Origin of the sequence: Phormidesmis priestleyi BC1401, from assembly GCF_001650195.1 — a bacterium.
Lineage (GTDB): Bacteria > Cyanobacteriota > Cyanobacteriia > Leptolyngbyales > Leptolyngbyaceae > Phormidesmis_A > Phormidesmis_A priestleyi_B.
This window is the reverse complement of sequence record NZ_LXYR01000005.1, coordinates 1-17,139: the sequence shown is the minus strand read 5'-3', so window position 1 is coordinate 17,139 and position 17,139 is coordinate 1. Positions and strand designations below refer to the sequence as shown.

The 17,139-nt window shown below is 49.4% G+C and carries 15 protein-coding genes and 1 pseudogene; 7 read left to right on the top strand and 9 right to left on the bottom strand.

Going from position 1 to position 17,139, the window contains the following annotated elements; translation table 11 throughout:
• Positions 1-16: 16 nt before the first annotated feature.
• The gene (gene selD / locus A8707_RS04315) at positions 17-2,311 is read right to left on the bottom strand and encodes a selenide, water dikinase SelD (RefSeq protein ID WP_068815473.1); all 2,295 of its coding nucleotides are present in this window, start codon (positions 2,309-2,311) and stop codon (positions 17-19) included.
• A gap of 145 nt (positions 2,312-2,456) precedes the next feature.
• Between selD and A8707_RS04310 the strand changes: the two genes are divergently transcribed.
• From A8707_RS04310 to A8707_RS04300, 3 genes are read left to right on the top strand one after another with little or no spacing between them, the layout of a single operon-like run.
• Positions 2,457-3,167 (top strand): hypothetical protein, encoded by a 711-nt coding sequence (locus A8707_RS04310; RefSeq protein ID WP_156518353.1) that lies wholly within the window; start codon positions 2,457-2,459, stop codon positions 3,165-3,167.
• Between the two features lie 38 nt (positions 3,168-3,205).
• Positions 3,206-3,730, top strand: coding sequence for a hypothetical protein (locus A8707_RS04305; protein ID WP_082906218.1), 525 nt, complete (start codon positions 3,206-3,208; stop codon positions 3,728-3,730).
• 31 nt (positions 3,731-3,761) lie between these two features.
• The gene (locus A8707_RS04300; protein WP_068815471.1) at positions 3,762-4,355 is read left to right on the top strand and encodes a Uma2 family endonuclease; all 594 of its coding nucleotides are present in this window, start codon (positions 3,762-3,764) and stop codon (positions 4,353-4,355) included.
• 8 nt (positions 4,356-4,363) lie between these two features.
• Here A8707_RS04300 and A8707_RS04295 read toward each other — a convergent pair whose 3' ends face one another.
• From A8707_RS04295 to A8707_RS04285, 4 genes are all read right to left on the bottom strand, one after another.
• Complete coding sequence (locus A8707_RS04295) at positions 4,364-5,077, bottom strand: Uma2 family endonuclease (protein WP_068815470.1); 714 nt, start codon at positions 5,075-5,077, stop codon at positions 4,364-4,366.
• Between the two features lie 171 nt (positions 5,078-5,248).
• Positions 5,249-5,527 carry a metallophosphoesterase family protein gene (locus A8707_RS29480; RefSeq protein WP_231947926.1) on the bottom strand — a complete coding sequence of 93 codons (279 nt, stop codon included), beginning with the start codon at positions 5,525-5,527 and terminating at the stop codon, positions 5,249-5,251.
• Positions 5,528-5,535: 8 nt separating this feature from the next.
• On the bottom strand, positions 5,536-5,994 hold the full coding sequence (locus A8707_RS29475) for a metallophosphoesterase (RefSeq protein WP_231947925.1): 459 nt from the start codon (positions 5,992-5,994) through the stop codon (positions 5,536-5,538).
• A gap of 58 nt (positions 5,995-6,052) precedes the next feature.
• Positions 6,053-9,286: a DEAD/DEAH box helicase gene (locus tag A8707_RS04285; protein WP_068815468.1), complete on the bottom strand. Its 3,234-nt coding sequence runs from the start codon at positions 9,284-9,286 to the stop codon at positions 6,053-6,055.
• A 210-nt stretch (positions 9,287-9,496) separates the two neighbouring features.
• On the opposite strand from A8707_RS04285, the gene A8707_RS04280 reads away from it, so the two are divergent.
• The 4 genes from A8707_RS04280 (at position 9,497) to A8707_RS04265 (ending at position 12,682) form a co-directional block, all read left to right on the top strand.
• Positions 9,497-11,647: a polyribonucleotide nucleotidyltransferase gene (locus A8707_RS04280; protein ID WP_068815466.1), complete on the top strand. Its 2,151-nt coding sequence runs from the start codon at positions 9,497-9,499 to the stop codon at positions 11,645-11,647.
• Between the two features lie 73 nt (positions 11,648-11,720).
• Positions 11,721-11,915, top strand: a complete 195-nt coding sequence (locus A8707_RS04275; RefSeq protein WP_231947924.1) for a type II toxin-antitoxin system HicB family antitoxin — start codon at positions 11,721-11,723, stop codon at positions 11,913-11,915.
• 145 nt (positions 11,916-12,060) lie between these two features.
• Positions 12,061-12,282 (top strand): DUF2281 domain-containing protein, encoded by a 222-nt coding sequence (locus A8707_RS04270; protein ID WP_068815464.1) that lies wholly within the window; start codon positions 12,061-12,063, stop codon positions 12,280-12,282.
• Between the two features lie 7 nt (positions 12,283-12,289).
• The gene (locus A8707_RS04265; protein WP_231947923.1) at positions 12,290-12,682 is read left to right on the top strand and encodes a PIN domain-containing protein; all 393 of its coding nucleotides are present in this window, start codon (positions 12,290-12,292) and stop codon (positions 12,680-12,682) included.
• A 250-nt stretch (positions 12,683-12,932) separates the two neighbouring features.
• Here A8707_RS04265 and A8707_RS04260 read toward each other — a convergent pair whose 3' ends face one another.
• The 4 genes and pseudogenes from A8707_RS04260 to A8707_RS26690 all read right to left on the bottom strand — a co-directional run.
• Positions 12,933-14,882, bottom strand: a complete 1,950-nt coding sequence (locus tag A8707_RS04260) for a caspase, EACC1-associated type (RefSeq protein WP_068815460.1) — start codon at positions 14,880-14,882, stop codon at positions 12,933-12,935.
• Between the two features lie 228 nt (positions 14,883-15,110).
• Positions 15,111-15,482, bottom strand: a complete 372-nt coding sequence (locus tag A8707_RS04255) for a hypothetical protein (RefSeq protein WP_068815458.1) — start codon at positions 15,480-15,482, stop codon at positions 15,111-15,113.
• Between the two features lie 169 nt (positions 15,483-15,651).
• Positions 15,652-17,037 (bottom strand): photosystem II reaction center protein CP43, encoded by a 1,386-nt coding sequence (gene psbC / locus A8707_RS04250; RefSeq protein WP_068815456.1) that lies wholly within the window; start codon positions 17,035-17,037, stop codon positions 15,652-15,654.
• Positions 17,021-17,139 (bottom strand): annotated as a pseudogene (locus A8707_RS26690) (photosystem II D2 protein (photosystem q(a) protein)); the annotation flags it as partial. The pseudogene A8707_RS26690 and the gene psbC, both read right to left, overlap by 17 nt.

The following is a 17,139-nucleotide window of genomic DNA, read 5'->3' as shown; positions in this document are numbered from 1 at the left end:
GTTCTTGAATTCTATTCTAAATTTTGTTGCGTAAAGTGTTCTGACTTAGAAATAAAGAAGGGCGCTCGTCCAGTGAACTTGACCGAACATGACCGACGATCGCTGCTTCTAAATATCCCGCCGATCGCAGTGCACCCAAACAATCTTCTGCCTTATCTTCAGCGATACTTGCTAATAGTCCGCCCGATGTTTGTGGGTCAAACAGCAAGGGATAATTGGGATAGTCTTTAGCTTCGTTGAGATTAGAGATCGCTGAACTCGATCGCAGATTTTGAGGATAGAGAGAACTGAAAATTTCTTGTTGAACCGTTTGCCTTGCGCCTTCTAAGATGGGCACAGCAGAGAGATCGAGAGTAACTGACATCTGAGAGGCGTGCATCATTTCAGCCAAGTGTCCGAGTAAGCCAAAGCCTGTAATATCGGTGCAAGCTGTTGCGCCATGATTCAGAAAACAAGAGGCGGCTTGCTGATTAGAGATCAGCATTGACGCGATCGCGCCATCGATCCAGCGAGGATTTGCCTGTCGTCGCATTTCGGCAGCAAAAAGGGTTCCGGTGCCGATCGCTTTCGTCAAGATGAGCACCTGTCCGGGCTGCATTCCGCTTTTTCGCAGCAGACGAGTCGGATCGGCAAATCCGTTACACGATAGACCAAAAGCTAAGTCTGCGCCTTCAACAGTGTGTCCTCCCATTAAAACGGCACCTGCTTGCTGAAGAGCTTTGACAGCACCAGAGAGTAGCTGATAGAGGGTTTCTTCTTGTTTGGATTCTGTCGCGTAGGGAATGGTGGCGATCGCTAAGGCACTCTGAGCCGTTGCCCCCATTGCAAATAGATCACTTAAGCTGTGATGAGTACTGATTTGACCAAACAAAAATGGATCATTCAGCAGAGCAGGGAAATAGTCGATTGTTTGGACTAAGACTTGCCCGATCGGAACTTGCACCACAGCAGCATCGTCTGGCGCATCTAACCCAATGAGAATGTCTTGAGATTGAATTAAATTTGGGTGATCTTGACGAATGCGTTTGAGCGATCGCTCCAAAGTATTGCCGCCAACTTTTGCACCGCATCCTGCACATCGCATGAGTTGCGCTTGGGATGTCGATGACGATTCGGATTGATGGGTGACAGCATTCGTTTCTGTCATCGTTGGGAGGTCTCGAAATCGCTGCATGAAAGCGCGATCGATGCGATCTTTGATCGTCCAGAACAGCGAAGACTTCCAGCCAATTGCTCCATAAGAGGCAACCGCAGATTGGTCTCCGGTGCCAATTAAGCTGAGATAGTTTTTTTGCGGATGGTAGGACTGAAGAGGTTTATCCAGGATGATGCTTTGCAGATTTTTGAACAGAGGTTTTCCTTGCCGAACTGCAAACACCCCAGCTTTAGGGCGATCGTAGTTGACGATCGTGGCAATGTCTCCCGCCGCAAAAACGTGAGGATGAGACACCGACTGCAAGGCATCATTGACGAGAATAAATCCGTGTTCATCGACGGTTAATCCAGCTTTGCTCACCCAGTCAGGAGCCGATGCTTGCGTCACCCAAACCGTTGCATCACAGGGAATTTTTAAGCCCGACTCTGTGATCACCATTCCCATCTGAACCTCACGCACCCGTTCAGATAGATGCAAGTGAATGCCTTGTTGGGTGAGTCGGTGATGAAAGTAACGCTGCACCCAAGGATTGTGTTTGGACATCAGATCTGCGCCCGTGTGAAAGAGATGCAGAGTCAGCAGATCTGGGGGCTGTCCGGCTTTTTGCAAAATTTCGTGCAGGCGATGCTGCATATTGAGTGCCAACTCAACGCCACCCGTTCCGCCTCCCACAATGCTGAGAGTGACTGGTTTCTCAGGGTTTTGCTTGAGAGCGTCGGTGAATCGATTCCACCACGACAGCAAATGCTGAACGGGTTTCGCTGCGATATTGTGGTCTGTTATTCCGATTCCTTTTGGCAATGTGGGAGTGCTGCCAATGTCGATCGACACCCAATCAAACGCGACTGGAGGGCGATTTGCACACAGCACGCGATTATTTTCTAAATCCAGTCCGATCGCGGTATCAATAAAAATCTGAGCCTGAGCAAATTGACAGAGCGATCGCAGATTGATATGACAGTCTTCATGGTCATAAAATCCGGCAATATGCCCCGGCAGCATTCCCGAATAGGGCGTATCGGAGGCTTCGGTAATCAGCGTTAACCGCACTCCGGGCAGTGGGTGCATCCCAAACATTCGCAGGACGATCGCGTGGCTGTGACCACCACCGACTAAGACGAGATCTTTGACTATGGGCTGGAACGATCGTTGCATTTCTCAATTCTAAAAGAGGAAAGCTTGACCGTTCACTCTATCTCAGCCGCACACTCGAAACGGTTTGTCAAACAAAAAACTTTCACTGAGAACAATCCGCGATATGCTGGTGCAAGTGTGAACGGATGTACGCAGGGGAGGGGCTATGAAGAACATTTTATGGATGGCAAGTTTGGGAATCGCAGCGTTATTTTTAACGAGTTGTGGAAGCGATCGATCCGCAAACAATCCCGTTCAATCTTCGGCACCCGTTCAAGCATCTGCTCCAACCTTTGAGAAGCCCACTATTCCGTCGTCAAGTGCGTCTTTGCCGATCATTCCAGTAAAGGGAATGATTCAGACGACTAATTCTCAAACCCGACTATCACAAATTTCTACGACAGGGCGACGCGACCCGTTTGCGGCGCTTCTTCCCGCCTCAATTCAACTTCCGGCTCAAAAGGTGGTTCAGGCTCCTGTAAGGCAGACAGTTCAACAGGCTCCCATCCAACAGACTCCTCAATCCATCGCTCAGGCTCCTTTACCATTGACTCCGATCGCGGCGTTGCCTCTTTTACCGATTAATCAAACACCTTTGTCGATCGCGCCTCCCGCTATTTCACAGACTAGCCTTGCCGATGCAGTGCAGATTACGGGAGTGGTGCAGATTGGCGGCAAAGCGATGGCGATCATTCAATCACCCGAAGAAGGAACGGCTCGCTATGTGAAGCCGGGTGACTCAGTGGCGAATGGCAGAGTTTTGCTCAAACGAATTATCATGAGCAAGAACGGTGAACCGACGATCGTGCTTCAAGAAAACGGAGTCGAAGTCATCAAATCTGTGGGCAGCAGTGGTGCGATCGCGAGTGCTAGATAGCTGCTCAAAACCCTTCCTGAGTTTAGGAGTTGGTCGGCATGACGGAACCTATAGCGCATCTTAACGGTAAGTCATCGGCTCGATCGGGGGTTGAGCGGCGATCGCTTAACTTTCATGAGACTTACATCTGTCCGGTCTGTCGTCACGGGCAGATTGCCGAGTTGACGCTGATGGATGCGTTTGCCTGCAATTTTTGTCGTCATATTTTCACCGCCAATCTGCAAGAACAGTCGATTCACGTTGAAGATAGCTCTCAGCCGATGACATGGCGCTGGAATGGTCGCAACTGGCAAGCGGCAAATCAACTGGATGTCGATCTGACGCTGGTGATTTGGATTGTCGGCGTAATTTTAGTGGTGCTGCCGCCGACGCTGATTTTTCTCTCGTCTCGGATTGTGCCACCGCTGGAGGGCAGCACGTTGGCGTGGTTGCCGAATGTCTGGGTGGGGCTGACGTTCTTAACTCATTTTGCGTTTGTGGCATGGCTGATGGTTGAGCATTATCAACTGCCGATTTATGTATCGTCTAAGGTGCGCATTCGCCAGTGGTTAGAGCGTCGATGAGAGAACATTTAAGAGTTGGGACTATTTAGTGATGACCACTCAAATGTTAGAGAAAGCCGCTGATCAAGTTTTTACTCAGTACGATCGCACTTGGGAACAGTTTAAGCATATTCAGAAAGGCTTGGAAGGCTCTCCCGGTGTGCGTTTGGCATTCTATGACGGAGTGGTTGAGATACTGATGCCAGGACAGGCTCATGAGATTTTTAGGAAAATCATTGGATTTCTGCCAGAGATGTTTTTCTTTGAGAAGGGGATCAACGTCGTGCCAACGGGTTCTGTCACGCAGGAGCAGGACGGTGAAGCCTCTGCCCAAGCTGATGAATCTTACTGTTTTGGAGTGGCTAAACCGATTCCTGATTTGTCTATTGAGGTGATTTTTACCAGTGGCTCGGTGGCAAAGTTAAAGCGCTATCAGGCTTTGAGAGTTCCTGAAGTTTGGTTTTGGCAGGATGGCTTGTTGACGCTTTATCGATTAAGGGACGGCGGCTATAGGCAGATTGAGCGTAGCCAATTTCTTGAGTTAGCAGAATTAGACCTGGCGTTATTCACTCGCTGCATTCTCATGGGCGAAACAAGTTGGTTAGGGGCAGCGACTGAATTTCGCAAAGGCTTGAGCGCGGTTTGATACTCAAGTTAAATTTCGTTTGGGTCCACTCCCATTGCCCGGAGTCGTTCGGCTAGTCTCTGAGCTTTCAGTTCTGCTTCGTCTGCCCGTTCTGCACCAGTGGGAATGACTCGTCCCTCTCGATCGTCGCACCACCGCAGCCAAGTAGACTCTTGACCCTCAAACTCTCCATTCCAAAGGGTTAAACCCAGCTTCACTGTTTGCAGCCAGAAGGGTTCTGACATCTCTACATACTGCCCTGCTGTCAGTACCCAAATCTTCAGTAGATTGCCATTTAACTCGCCTTCTCGCTGAAGTTGCTGCAAGGGATCGAAAACGACATAATAGGCAACCCCAATCTGAGCGTAGTCATCTTTCTTTGAGTCCAACTCGTTGCCTTTGCGGTTAGAGACGATCTCGATGCACACTTCTGGAACCTTCCCGAATTCCCAGACGAAATAGGAGCGGTTTTGCTTCTGGCTCCAATCGGTGGGCATCTGCAAATTCAGACTGAGAAAGGCATCAGGGACAAGGGGATCTTGCTTGAGAGCGTAGAATAGCCCAATATTCGAGTCAGCAACAAAGGGGACTCCTGGCGACCATGAGGCGTAGAGTGGCTCTACCAGGAGACGTTGTTGCTTTGCACTTTGAAAGTTGTCCACAGGCGTATCGTCCTCGATCGTCAGATGGCTGATGTCAAGCTCGGTGACGATTTCTTCATCGTTGAGAATTTGTTGAGTCATGGGCAGTAACCAAACCCGATGTCTTATTATCGTCTGAACCCGATCGTGCTACACGTCCTGGCTTAAAATTAGACTGTTTGCAGCACTCAACTTCCTGATAAAAATTTACGGAGAGCGGTTGTTATCTCACTTGCTCAAAAAGGTAAGTAAGGAGCTAGTTGAGGTGTCTTTTCAAACTTCCACTACTAATTCTGGATTAAAAAAATAGTTTGGTTCATCTGGATAGCCGCGAGGATTGCAAATTATCCGCGTCAAACCAATCTTATAATCAAATTGTTCATGTAAATGCCCATGTATCCATAATGCAGATCCACATGACACAACTAAATCATCAAGATGTGAGGCATAGGCTGCACTCAGTAGATCTTCTTGATAGTGCGGCGGTATGGATTTTTTGCTCGGTGCGTGGTGGGTAACGATTACAAGCGGCTCTAAACCGGATTGAGCCAAAGTATCTCTTAACCAACGAACTGATTTTTACAAATCACTGAAGCATCAACAGATCTCATTTTTGAGTAGTTTGGCATAACTCTTATTCTTCTGAAATCTGTCATTCGCTGAGATGCGTGATAACCTGCAGTTCGTGGATCTCCAAAAAGTTCAAAGTCAGTCCATAAAGTACAACCTAAAAAGTTTACGCCGCCAATCTGGGTTAACTCATTCTCTAAAACTTGAACGTTTGTACCCGCAGAAGCTTCCTTTAGCTTCTTTATCAGTTTTGGATAAGTTTGACCATAATATTCATGGTTTCCCAAGACGTAAATAACGGGCTTGTTTGGGATGTTCTTGATAGCCCAGATAATCCCTTTGATTCCAAGATGGATATCCCCCGCTAATACGACGACATCAGCATCAGTATCTGGAATATCAAAAGGTCTGAATTCAATGTGAAGGTCACTCAATACTTGAATCTTCATTTGCTTAGTAAAAGTTTGGCTCTACGATCGCTCCCCTATCTACTCCCTTTTTATGTACTTACTCCTCGATTACAGCACTCCGATCGAGCAACAACAAATTCCGCAATTGGTCAGTGTCAAGTTCAGTGAGCCAATTTTCACCTGCGCCGATCACTTGCTCGGCTAGGGCTTTTTTGCTTTCAATCATTTCGTGAATGCGCTCTTCTAACGTGCCCGTGCAGACAAACTTATGCACCTGCACATTGCGAGTTTGCCCGATGCGAAACACCCGATCGGTGGCTTGGTTTTCGACTGCCGGGTTCCACCAGCGATCGAAGTGAAACACATGATTGGCACGAGTCAAATTCAGTCCGACTCCGCCCGCTTTGAGCGACAGGATAAAAATGCGCGGACCTTGCGGATCTTGCTGGAAGCGATCAATCATTTCTTCACGCTGCTTTTTAGAGGTGCCGCCATAGAGAAATAGCGTCTCGCGTCCCAATCGCTGTTCGAGATGGGCTTTGAGCAACTTGCCCCACTCCGCAAACTGGGTGAAAATTAGTGCCCGATCGCCCTCCGCGACTGCCTCCTCTAGCATCTCTTCTAAGCGCTGAAGTTTGCCCGATCGACTTTCAAACGACACATCAGAAGTTTTGTCTTCTTTGATCAGCGTCGGATGATCGCAGAGTTGCTTGAGTTTGGTCAGCAGTGCCAAAATGATGCCCCGACGCTGAATGCCTTCTGCGGCATCGATATCCGCCAGAGATTTGTCTACAATTTGCTGATAGAGCGCGGCTTGTTCGGCAGACAGTCCACAGAAAACCGTCATCTCTTGTTTTTCGGGCAAGTCTTGAATGATGTCTCGATCGCTCTTCAGTCGTCGCAAGATAAACGGTTGCGCCAGCGATCGCAGGGTTTGCAGCGAGGTTGTGTCGCCATAACGCTCGATCGGAATCGCAAACCGACGCTGAAAGAAATTACGCGGACCTAAATAGCCCGGATTCAAAAAGTCTAAAATCGACCAGAGTTCCGACAAGCGATTCTCGACGGGCGTTCCGGTCAAAGCGATGCGAAACTGCGCGTCGAGTTGCCGCACTGCCTGAGATTGTTTGGCATCTGGGTTTTTGATGTTTTGCGCTTCATCTAAAACGACTCCTTGCCAAGAAACGGCGGTCAACGTTTTGACATCTCGCTGAATTAGCGCGTAGCTCGTCACGACCAGATTGCAGTCTCGCACCGCTTTGGCAAACGCCGACCCTTGAGGACGTTTATCACCGTGATGCACCAAAACTTTGAGAACGGGAGCGAACTTTTTCACCTCGCGCTCCCAGTTGCCCAAAACCGATGTGGGACAGACTAAGAGAATCGGTTGCTCTAAAGTTCCCTGCTCTCGCAAATGCAGCATGAAGGCAATGAACTGCACCGTTTTTCCCAGTCCCATATCGTCGGCGAGACACGCGCCTAAACTCCATCGCTCCAAAAAGGCTAACCAGGCAACGCCGCGAGATTGATAAGGTCTCAGTTCGCCGTGAAAGTCTTTAGGAGTCTCGATTTCTTCGAGGGATTGATTTCCGGTAAGGGTTGTTACCAATTCTTGCAGGGCACCCGATGCTTCAAAACTGACGACTGGAAGCTTCTCGATCGACTGCGTATCCCCGGTGCTAATCCGCAAAGCATCTTCTAAAGACAGGGTAGTCTGATCTTTTCGAGCCGCAAAAAACGCTTGGGCGGCTTTGATATCCTGCGATCGTAGCTCTACCCATTCACCGTTAATCTCCACTAAGGGCGCATTCAACGCTACCAAACGATCGAACTCGGCTTTAGGAATGCTGTGCCCTCCGATCGCGAGTTCCCACCGAAAGTTGAGCAGACTTTGCAGCCCTAACTGTCCTTTTTTCTGCTTGGTCAGCGTGGACGCTTGAATCTTCAATCCCAATCGATTTGCCCATCCACCCCGGTTTGCCAAACTAGGCGGCAAAATCACGTCTAACCCACTGTCCTGCAACCGCCATGAGCCATTCATGATCAACTCATACGCCTGCACCGGAGTCAGTTGACACGACTGCGGACGGGCTTCTTGCAAACTCGGCTCCATCAAACTGTATAAGCGAGAAGCGAGTCCCAACCCCATCAGCAGCGTCTCTTGAGGATGGTCGATCGTGCGTCCTTGATAGACCAATCGATCGACCGGATTTTGCCAAATCACAGACGCGCTGACGAGGAATTCAGCATTGTCGATCGCTTGCAGCAAATACTCTAACGTCCAGTTTTTTTGATGACTAAGCGGCGGCTGAAGTCGCAAACACGCCCGAAACTGAGCGGTTTGATCATTGCGTAGGGGCGCTTTCCAATCTGTCAGGGCGGATTCTAATCGATCCAGTCCGTCCGCATGGACTTGAGATGATTGCCCCAACGATTGCAGCCATTCTCGTAATGGGGACTCGATCAAAACTCCTCCTCTCGCCACCGCTTCACGAGACAGCTTGGTGGGAATAGGATGCTGGTCAACCGTGATTCTAATTTGAGCATCGACGACTTGATTGAGAAAACTAGAGAGAAGCGCTTGCGGTTCGGGGGGAAGCTCGATCGCTAAACAATCTTCCAAACTTTCCTGTTGATAGGTGCGGCAGACAGACGGCATTAACTTCGCGAAGTTGCCCAAACGTTCTTGATCGGTTGAGCTATCGAGCAGGGCTTCCCAAGACGCGATCGCGACATCTTCTTGAGCTTTTAAGGCGGGGAGAAACTTCGATCGAGCCAACAGATCCAAACTCCAACGCGCCGTGTGCGACCAAAAGCGCAAGTCTCCTCCCAAAAAGGAATCCTCTTCATTCAGCGACCCTAACGGCAGGGAATTTAAAAACTGCAAGGCTTCGATCGGACTTAGCCAAAGCCCCTCGACTTGCCACAGATATAACAGCACAGGCTGACTTGATGCCGCCGCAGACAGGTGCGGAATCAACGTCTCATCTGACTCCAAAGCAGCAGACGGCAACGCGATAATCTGCGATCGCCACCGTCCAATCTCGTCTACCGCAGAATTCTCTGGTGCTTTGCCGCGCTTGCTTTTGGATTTGGCGATCGTCACCGTTTCTAAAAACGGCAAACTCAACCGTTTAGCGTGTTGCAGTTCCGTTAAATGTGTCAGCAACTCAGCGCGACTCATACTATACGGATGAGTCGTAATTAAAGAATCGGCTCCCTCTTCACTAGAGGAATCTAACCGTCGCCAAGCCTCGCCCCAAATCAGCAAGCCTCCCTGCAACCCAGCCGATTGCGTCTGAAATAACCAGCTACCGTGTAAAACTGCCATTTGAGTTGAATCCCCAGATTTTAGTCAAGACGACTCAAGAGGATGCGATCGCCATCAGATCAATTCTGTAATCATAGAGCGACCCGATGCGACAGAGCCAAAATTAGCGTAAATTCCAGCATCCGTAACATTAAAGAAGTCCGTAAAAAGGTATCGGTGCTACGATCGGTACAGAACAAAGTAAAAGAATAAGAAAGGAAAGGACACTTCATGCAAGAGTTCGAGAAGTCGATATCCTTTGACGGTAGGGATATTAGACTCAAAGTAGGGATGCTTGCCCCACAAGCGGGAGGCGCGGTTTTAATTCAGTCAGGTGATACGGCGGTGTTGGTGGCAGCGACTCGCGCTAAAGGACGAGAAGGCATCGATTTTCTGCCATTGCTTGTCGATTATGAAGAGCGGATGTACGCGGCTGGGCGCATTCCCGGCGGATTTTTAAGACGAGAAGGACGACCTCCAGAGCGAGCAACCTTGACGAGTCGTTTAATCGATCGTCCCCTGCGTCCGCTCTTTCCCTCGTGGCTGAGAGATGACATTCAAGTAGTGGCGACCACGATGTCGATGGACGAAAACGTTCCGCCCGATGTGTTGGCTGTGACCGGAGCCTCGATCGCCGTCATGCTGGCAAAAATTCCGTTTAACGGACCGATGGCAGCCGTGCGAGTCGGCTTGGTGGGTGACGATTTTGTGATCAACCCCACCTATAAAGAGATTGAGTCCGGCGACCTCGATTTAGTCGTCGCGGGCACCCCTGATGGCGTGATCATGGTCGAAGCCGGAGCCAATCAGCTTCCTGAGCAAGACATGATCGAAGCGATCGACTTTGGCTATGAAGCGGTGCGCGACCTGATCCAGGCGCAGCGAGACTTTATGGCAGAAATGGGCATCGAGCTAGTGACCGAAGAAGCTCCTCCCGTCGATCCGACCCTAGAGAACTTTATCCGCGATCGGGCAACGGCTCCGGTTAAAGAAATCTTGGGCAGATTTGAGAAAGACAAGGCTCTCCGCGAAGCCGCTTTAGATGAAGTCAAAGGCTCCATCTCCAAAGAAATCCAAGCGCTACCCGACGAAGATCCGGTGAAAGTGGCAGCGACTGCGAATGGAAAAGTCCTCAGCAACACCTTTAAAGAAGTCACTAAAACCCTAATGCGTCGCCAAGTGATTGATGACGGAATGCGCGTCGATGGTCGCAAGTTAGACGAGATTCGTCCGATCTCTTGCAAAGTCAGCGTCTTACCGCGTCGCGTTCACGGCAGTGGCTTATTTAACCGAGGCTTGACTCAGGTGCTGTCAACCGTGACGCTGGGCAGTCCTGGTGATGCTCAGATGTTAGATGATTTGCATCCCGACGATGACAAACGCTATCTGCATCACTACAATTTCCCTCCTTACTCGGTGGGTGAGACGCGACCGATGCGAACGCCAGGTCGTCGAGAAGTGGGTCACGGCGCACTGGCAGAACGGGCACTCCTTCCGGTGTTGCCGTCTAAAGAACAGTTTCCCTACGTGATTCGCGTCGTGTCTGAGGTCTTATCCTCAAACGGCTCGACCTCAATGGGTTCGGTGTCTGGCTCGACGCTGGCGCTGATGGATGCTGGAGTGCCGATCGTCAAGCCTGTGAGCGGTGCAGCGATGGGCTTAATCAAAGAAGGCGACGAAATTCGCATTCTGACCGATATCCAAGGTCTTGAAGACTTCTTAGGCGACATGGACTTTAAAGTTGCCGGAACCGACACTGGAATCACCGCCTTGCAGCTTGACATGAAAATCTCAGGCTTGCCGATGGAAGTAATCGCGGAGGCAATCAACAAGGCGCAACCTGCTCGACTTCATATCTTGAGCAAAATGATGGAAGCGATTAACACACCTCGCACTGAGATGTCGCCCTACGCACCTCGACTGCTGACCATCAAGATCGATCCTGAGTTTATCGGCATGGTCATTGGTCCCGGCGGTAAGAACATCAAGGGCATCACCGAAGAGACCGGAGCCAAAATCGACATTGACGATGATGGCACCATTACGATTTCTGCGGTCGATGGTGAAAAAGCGAAACACGCCCGCAGCATCATTGAGGGCATGACGCGCAAGTTAAGTGCAGGCGATGTCTTTGTCGGCAAAGTCACCCGCATCATTCCGATCGGAGCCTTTGTTGAGTTTCTCCCCGGCAAAGAAGGCATGGTGCATATTTCTCAACTCGCCGATCATCGAGTCGGCAAAGTTGAAGATGAAGTCGCGCTGGGCGATGAGGTGATCGTCAAGATTCGCGAAATCGATAACCGAGGTCGAGTCAACCTGACGCGATTAGGCATTCACCCCGATGAGGCAACTGCCGCTCGTGAAACAGCCGACTCTAAATAAGCTGTAGATCATTTGATCAACGATCGTCCTTCAGCCTTGAGTTGAAGGACGTTTTTTGTAAATGTAGGGATGAATGATGCGATATGCGATCGTGATTGAAAAAGCAGAAGGAAACTATTCGGCTTACGTTCCTGATCTCCCTGGCTGCGTGACGGTTGGTGACACTGTGGAAGAGTTGATGGAGAATATGCGCGAAGCCGTTGAAATGCACTTAGAGGCAATTCAGGAAGATGGGTTGCCGATTCCACCGAGGACTTTGTGTGAGTAGGTTGAGTTTGCGATCGCAAGCTAATCACCCTCGATCGGTACGTTCTATAAATAGGGTCATTAGCAAAGTCTGAAGAGATCGCCCCAATAAACAAGCTTATTTGAGTTCATAGTGAAGTTAGTTAGCTAAATCGGGAGAACATTCAATGACCACCGCAGAGACAATTTATGAATTGGTGAAAACAATGCCGGAAGAGCAGGCATCTCTTGTTTTAAAGCTTGCAGAAACGCTACAGAAAAGACAGATGGAGAAATCTTTAAAACAAGAAAAATCTCTACTAGATTTTTTTGGCATTCTTAAGAACTCCCCTAGCTTTGGTGGCGACCCGGTAGAGATCCAAAGGAGAATGCGAAGTGACTGGGATTAGATTCCTTTTGGATACAAATTTTATTATTGGCATCATTAGAGGAAATGAAGCGGTTCTAGCTATTCTGTCCGAAAAGACGATGACTCCAGCCGAGTGTGCTTACAGTTTTATCACCCGAATTGAGCTACTGGGATATCAGTCAATTACGCAGACAGGAGCTGAGTCTGTGGAGAGTATTTTGGCGACAATGCACTACATCTCACTCTCTAAAGAGATAGAAAACACTACGATCGACTTGCGTCGTCAGCACAATTTCAAAACGCCTGACGCTCTGATTGCCGCAGCTGCCAAAGCTTTAAATCTAGAACTCCTCACACTTGATCAAACGCTTGCTAAACGAATGGGGGAGATTCTGGAAGATGATCAGTCATCAACAAACAGCGAATCCGATCGTGTTTAACGACTCTCAAACCTTTTCATGTTTTTCGCTGCTGTTGTTTGACCAATCCGCTCTGAGAGAAGTCGGGGATTTTAGCTTTTCACGAGTAATTCTGAGTTTGCGATCGCAAGCTAATTACCCTCGATCGCTCTTTTTGATTAAGTCGTAGGTTTTTTGAATAATCGGTAGTTCATTCATGTTATGAAAATAAAAATTTTATCGCGGAGAGCGCGAAAGGTGAAGAAGGGCAAGAGAGCAAGAGGGTAAAGAGCTAAAGAGTCCTGGGGGAAAGGCAGACAACCCGAAAACCGATGTCTATGTTGCGATGATCGGGTGCGTTCTTTTCGCGATACGCAGAGCGGCATTGCCCCGGATCGCTGATTAACGAACCGCCGCGATAAAGCCGATGTTCACTGTCTCCAGCTTCCCAAACACTTCCATTGCTCGGAGCGCCGTGATAGGTATCATGCCAGCAATCGGCGCACCATTCCCAAACATTTCCGTGCGTATCAAACAGCCCAAACCAATTTGGTGGAAAACTACCGACCTTGATTAGTTGTTGTCGAAAAATTCCTTTTGCACCTTCGCCATAGGAACCTGAATAAGTCGTGCCTTCGTGTGTCCGGTCAGTACCTTGATAGTTTGCTAAATCGGTTGAGATTGTTTCACCAAAGTGAAAAGGGGTTGTAGTGCCAGCACGACAGGCGTATTCCCATTCAGCTTCACTGGGCAGACGGTAAAGCTTTCCAGTTTTTTGGGTGAGGCGATCGCAAAACTCCACGGCTTCAAACCAGGAAACTAGCGCAACAGGTCGGTTTGCTCCTTGGAAGATTGTGAGGGTTGGGGCATCTGGGAAGATTAAGGGATCTGGGTTGAGGTCGTGATTGATTTTGGGTAGAGTAGAGATCGCTTTCCATTGCGCCTGAGTGATGGCAAATTTGCCTATGTGAAAAGGCGCGATCGTCACTGAATGCTGCGGATATTCATCGTCGTTTGCATCTTCTTCATTCTTAGCGGCTCCCATTTGAAAAGAGCCACCTGGAATTGAAGCCATGTTTAGTGTGGTCTGATTACCCAGGTCTTCTGTAAAGAATTCGGCTTGGTTGATGCGACGATCGCTTTCCTGCCCTTGACCATTCACTGTAATAGTCTCGAAGGAGAATGTAGAACGGTTGGCTTCGAGTGACTGGATGTCTTCATTCCGTAGACCTAAAACGTGTTGATAATCTTGCAATTCGAGTCGCGTCTCTTCGGTGAGAGGATATTCTACTTGTACTGCTTCTAGAAATGCCTCGCGATAGTCGTCGAGCTTTTGCTGGAGTTCTTGATAAGGTTTTAGTTCTGCGGCTTCGATCGCTTCAGCGTCGGAGATCGATACACCTGTTTTACGAGCAATTTCCCTGAGCGATCGACTAGATAAACCCGAAAGTTTGCCATCTCTAATTCGTTTCTGAACTTCTTTGCGATAGTTGCGTTTGGGGTCACTAATCAGCGCTTTTGCTAACAAAATCTTTTCGCCATCTTGAAACACATAGCGCTCAGGCTGCATCGCTGGAGCGGCTTTATGAACCTTCTCCCTCACATAATCATGCAGTTCATTCACCGAAACAGCGCCATCTCCATCCAAATCCGCCGCCCCGGTTTGAATGCCCTCCACCAAATAACGAGTATAAATCGCGAGATCTTCCCCCTCTCGCTCAAACGAGTATTCGGTTGCTGCTGAAGAAGTCAAGACAATTCTGCCGCGACCGCCCAACTGTTGCTGAAAGTCGATCGTGCTTCCAGCATCTCTTGCCTTCATGCCTTCTGGAAATGCCCCACTGTGGCAACAGTCTAGAATGATCACCTGCCTTTCTGAGTCGCAGTTTTCCATCAGGTCATGCACAAACCCCGCTTCGACCACCGTTGCTTTGTTGAGTCTGCCTGCCTTTTGCGTGTCGCAGTTGGTCAGGAAAAATTTGCCATACTCATCCGTGACCCCATGCCCAGAGAAATAGAGCAAAACCAGGTCATCAGTGTCGCGATCGCCAAATAACTCAGCGATCGCGCTCCGCATTTCCAGCAGTCCAGGATTTGGCAGCCGCTTGATCTCGTCAAACGCCCCAAAATCTGGATGCTGCAAAACGCCCTGCATCGCCTCAACGTCTCTGACTGCCGCAGGCAAGGGATTGAGTCCCGGTTTATATTCACTCACTCCAATCAACAGGGCAACCTTAGTCATTGATCCACGGCTTATTTAATGCTGTTTATTTAACGTGAGTTCGACGAGTTTTTTCGCTTCGTTGTCAGCGGCTTCTGCCCCCTAAATCCCCCAATTTGGGGGACTTCAAGCCAAGATTTCCGGTTCAAAGTCCCCCAATTTTGGGGGATTTAGGTAGCTCTCCCGAATTCACACTACCTTCGGTTCAGCAAAGCTGTTCGGAGTGAACCACTTCTATCGAACTCACGTTTATTTAATCTGCGCCAATCGTTGAATCGTTTCTTCTGCTGCCAAAAGCTCGGCTCTACTACTAGCTTCAAACTCAAACTCTCGCCCATCGGAAAATTTGGCTTTGCCTTTGATCGGCTTGTCTCCGAGGCGATCGCCTAAAAATCCAAATAACGTTTTAACACTTTTGGTACTGACCTCAGCTTGAAGCAAACCCCACAGAAAAGCCCCGATCGCCCTGCTGCCCTCTGGTGGATTTGGATCAACAACGCGATTAACCTTAACCCCCGGCATTTTTTTGATCTGTTCCCAGACAGTCTGAGTCAGTTTTTCTTGTTTTGCAATACTGGTTGAATCTTGGAAATCGATCGTCAGTTCAATTTGATCCGTCATAACTGGAGTGCGTAGGAGTACTGAACTGAATTCTAACCTCTGGCAGCAGAAAGACTGTGATGCACCGAAGAACAGACTCGATCGCCGATCGCCCACCGCTCCATCTGCCCATGAGAAAGGCTCCCGCTTTTACACAGGAGCCTTAAATTTTATTCAGCTAATCTCAACCTTAGTCGAGGTTAGGCATTGACAATACGGGTTCAGATTCCCGATCGATGCCCCGTTCAAAGCCAGCCACTGCTGCGCGAGCACGACCCGCGTGCCACAGGTGCCCGATTAAGAAGAAGAATCCCACCACAAAGTGGAAAGACGCTAACCAGGCACGAGGAGATACGTAGTTGAACGAGTTAATCTCCGTCGCTACGCCACCCACCGAGTTAATAGAACCCAAAGGTGCATGGGTCATATACTCAGCCGCGCGACGAGCTTGCCAAGGTTGAATGTCGTTCTTGATTTTGTTCAAGTCAAGACCGTTGGGACCGCGTAGAGGCTCTAACCAGGGACCACGGAAGTCCCAGAAGCGCATGGTCTCACCACCAAAGATGATTTCACCCGTAGGAGAACGCATTAGATACTTACCAAGACCTGTAGGACCTTGAGCAGACCCGACGTTTGCACCTAAGCGTTGGTCACGAACCAAGAACGTCATCGCTTGAGCCTGAGACGCTTCGGGACCCGTAGGACCATAAAACTCACTCGGGTAAGCGGTGTTGTTAAACCACACAAAGCAGGCTGCAATGAAGCCCATCAGAGACAAAGCGCCAATGCTGTAGGAGAGGTAAGCCTCGCCCGACCAGACTAAAGCGCGACGTGCCCAACCAAACGGCTTGGTTAAGATGTGCCAGAGACCGCCAGCAATGCAGATCAGACCGACCCAGATGTGACCGCCGACGATATCTTCGAGGTTGTTGACGCTAACAATCCAGCCATCGCCCCCAAAAGGAGACTTGAGCAGATAGCCAAAAATAATCGCAGGGTTGAGGGTAGGATTCGTGACCACACGCACATCTCCACCGCCCGGTGCCCAAGTGTCATACAAACCACCGAACGCCATCGCCTTAGCAACCAACAGGAATGCGCCTACACCCAACAGAATTAGGTGATAGCCGATGATGTTGGTCATCTGGTTCTTATCTTTCCAGTCATAGCCGAAGAAGCTGGAATATTCTTCTAGAGTTTCAGGACCGCGAACAGCGTGATAAATGCCGCCAAAGCCGAGAACCGCCGAAGAAATTAGGTGCAGAACACCCACTACAAAGTAAGGAAAAATGTCGATGACTTCACCGCCAGGACCCACGCCCCAGCCTTGACTTGCCAAGTGAGGCAGCAGGATCAAGCCCTGCTCATACATCGGCTTTTCGGGGATAAAGTGAGCGACCTCAAACAAGGTCATTGCTCCAGCCCAAAACACAATCAGACCCGCGTGAGCGACGTGTGCGCCCAGCAGCTTACCAGAGAGATTAATGAGACGGGCGTTACCTGACCACCAGGCAAATCCTGAGGATTCCTGGTCGCGATTGCCCGCTACGATCGAACTATTAGAGAGCGTTACCACGGGGAAGAACCTCTTCAGGGAATACAAATTTTTCGTGAGGCTGGTCTTGAGAAGCCATCCAAGCGCGGATGCCCTCATTTAGCAAGATGTTCTTGGTGTAGA

Bases quoted from the DNA above. Each gene is read 5' to 3' on its own strand.
- selD (WP_068815473.1), bottom strand. From the start codon at position 2,311: ATGCAACGATCGTTCCAGCCCATAGTCAAAGATCTCGTCTTAGTCGGT.
- A8707_RS04310 (WP_156518353.1), top strand. From the start codon at position 2,457: ATGAAGAACATTTTATGGATGGCAAGTTTGGGAATCGCAGCGTTATTT.
- A8707_RS04305 (WP_082906218.1), top strand. From the start codon at position 3,206: ATGACGGAACCTATAGCGCATCTTAACGGTAAGTCATCGGCTCGATCG.
- A8707_RS04300 (WP_068815471.1), top strand. From the start codon at position 3,762: ATGACCACTCAAATGTTAGAGAAAGCCGCTGATCAAGTTTTTACTCAG.
- A8707_RS04295 (WP_068815470.1), bottom strand. From the start codon at position 5,077: ATGACTCAACAAATTCTCAACGATGAAGAAATCGTCACCGAGCTTGAC.
- A8707_RS29475 (WP_231947925.1), bottom strand. From the start codon at position 5,994: ATGAAGATTCAAGTATTGAGTGACCTTCACATTGAATTCAGACCTTTT.
- A8707_RS04285 (WP_068815468.1), bottom strand. From the start codon at position 9,286: ATGGCAGTTTTACACGGTAGCTGGTTATTTCAGACGCAATCGGCTGGG.
- A8707_RS04280 (WP_068815466.1), top strand. From the start codon at position 9,497: ATGCAAGAGTTCGAGAAGTCGATATCCTTTGACGGTAGGGATATTAGA.
- A8707_RS04275 (WP_231947924.1), top strand. From the start codon at position 11,721: ATGATGCGATATGCGATCGTGATTGAAAAAGCAGAAGGAAACTATTCG.
- A8707_RS04270 (WP_068815464.1), top strand. From the start codon at position 12,061: ATGACCACCGCAGAGACAATTTATGAATTGGTGAAAACAATGCCGGAA.
- A8707_RS04260 (WP_068815460.1), bottom strand. From the start codon at position 14,882: ATGACTAAGGTTGCCCTGTTGATTGGAGTGAGTGAATATAAACCGGGA.
- A8707_RS04255 (WP_068815458.1), bottom strand. From the start codon at position 15,482: ATGACGGATCAAATTGAACTGACGATCGATTTCCAAGATTCAACCAGT.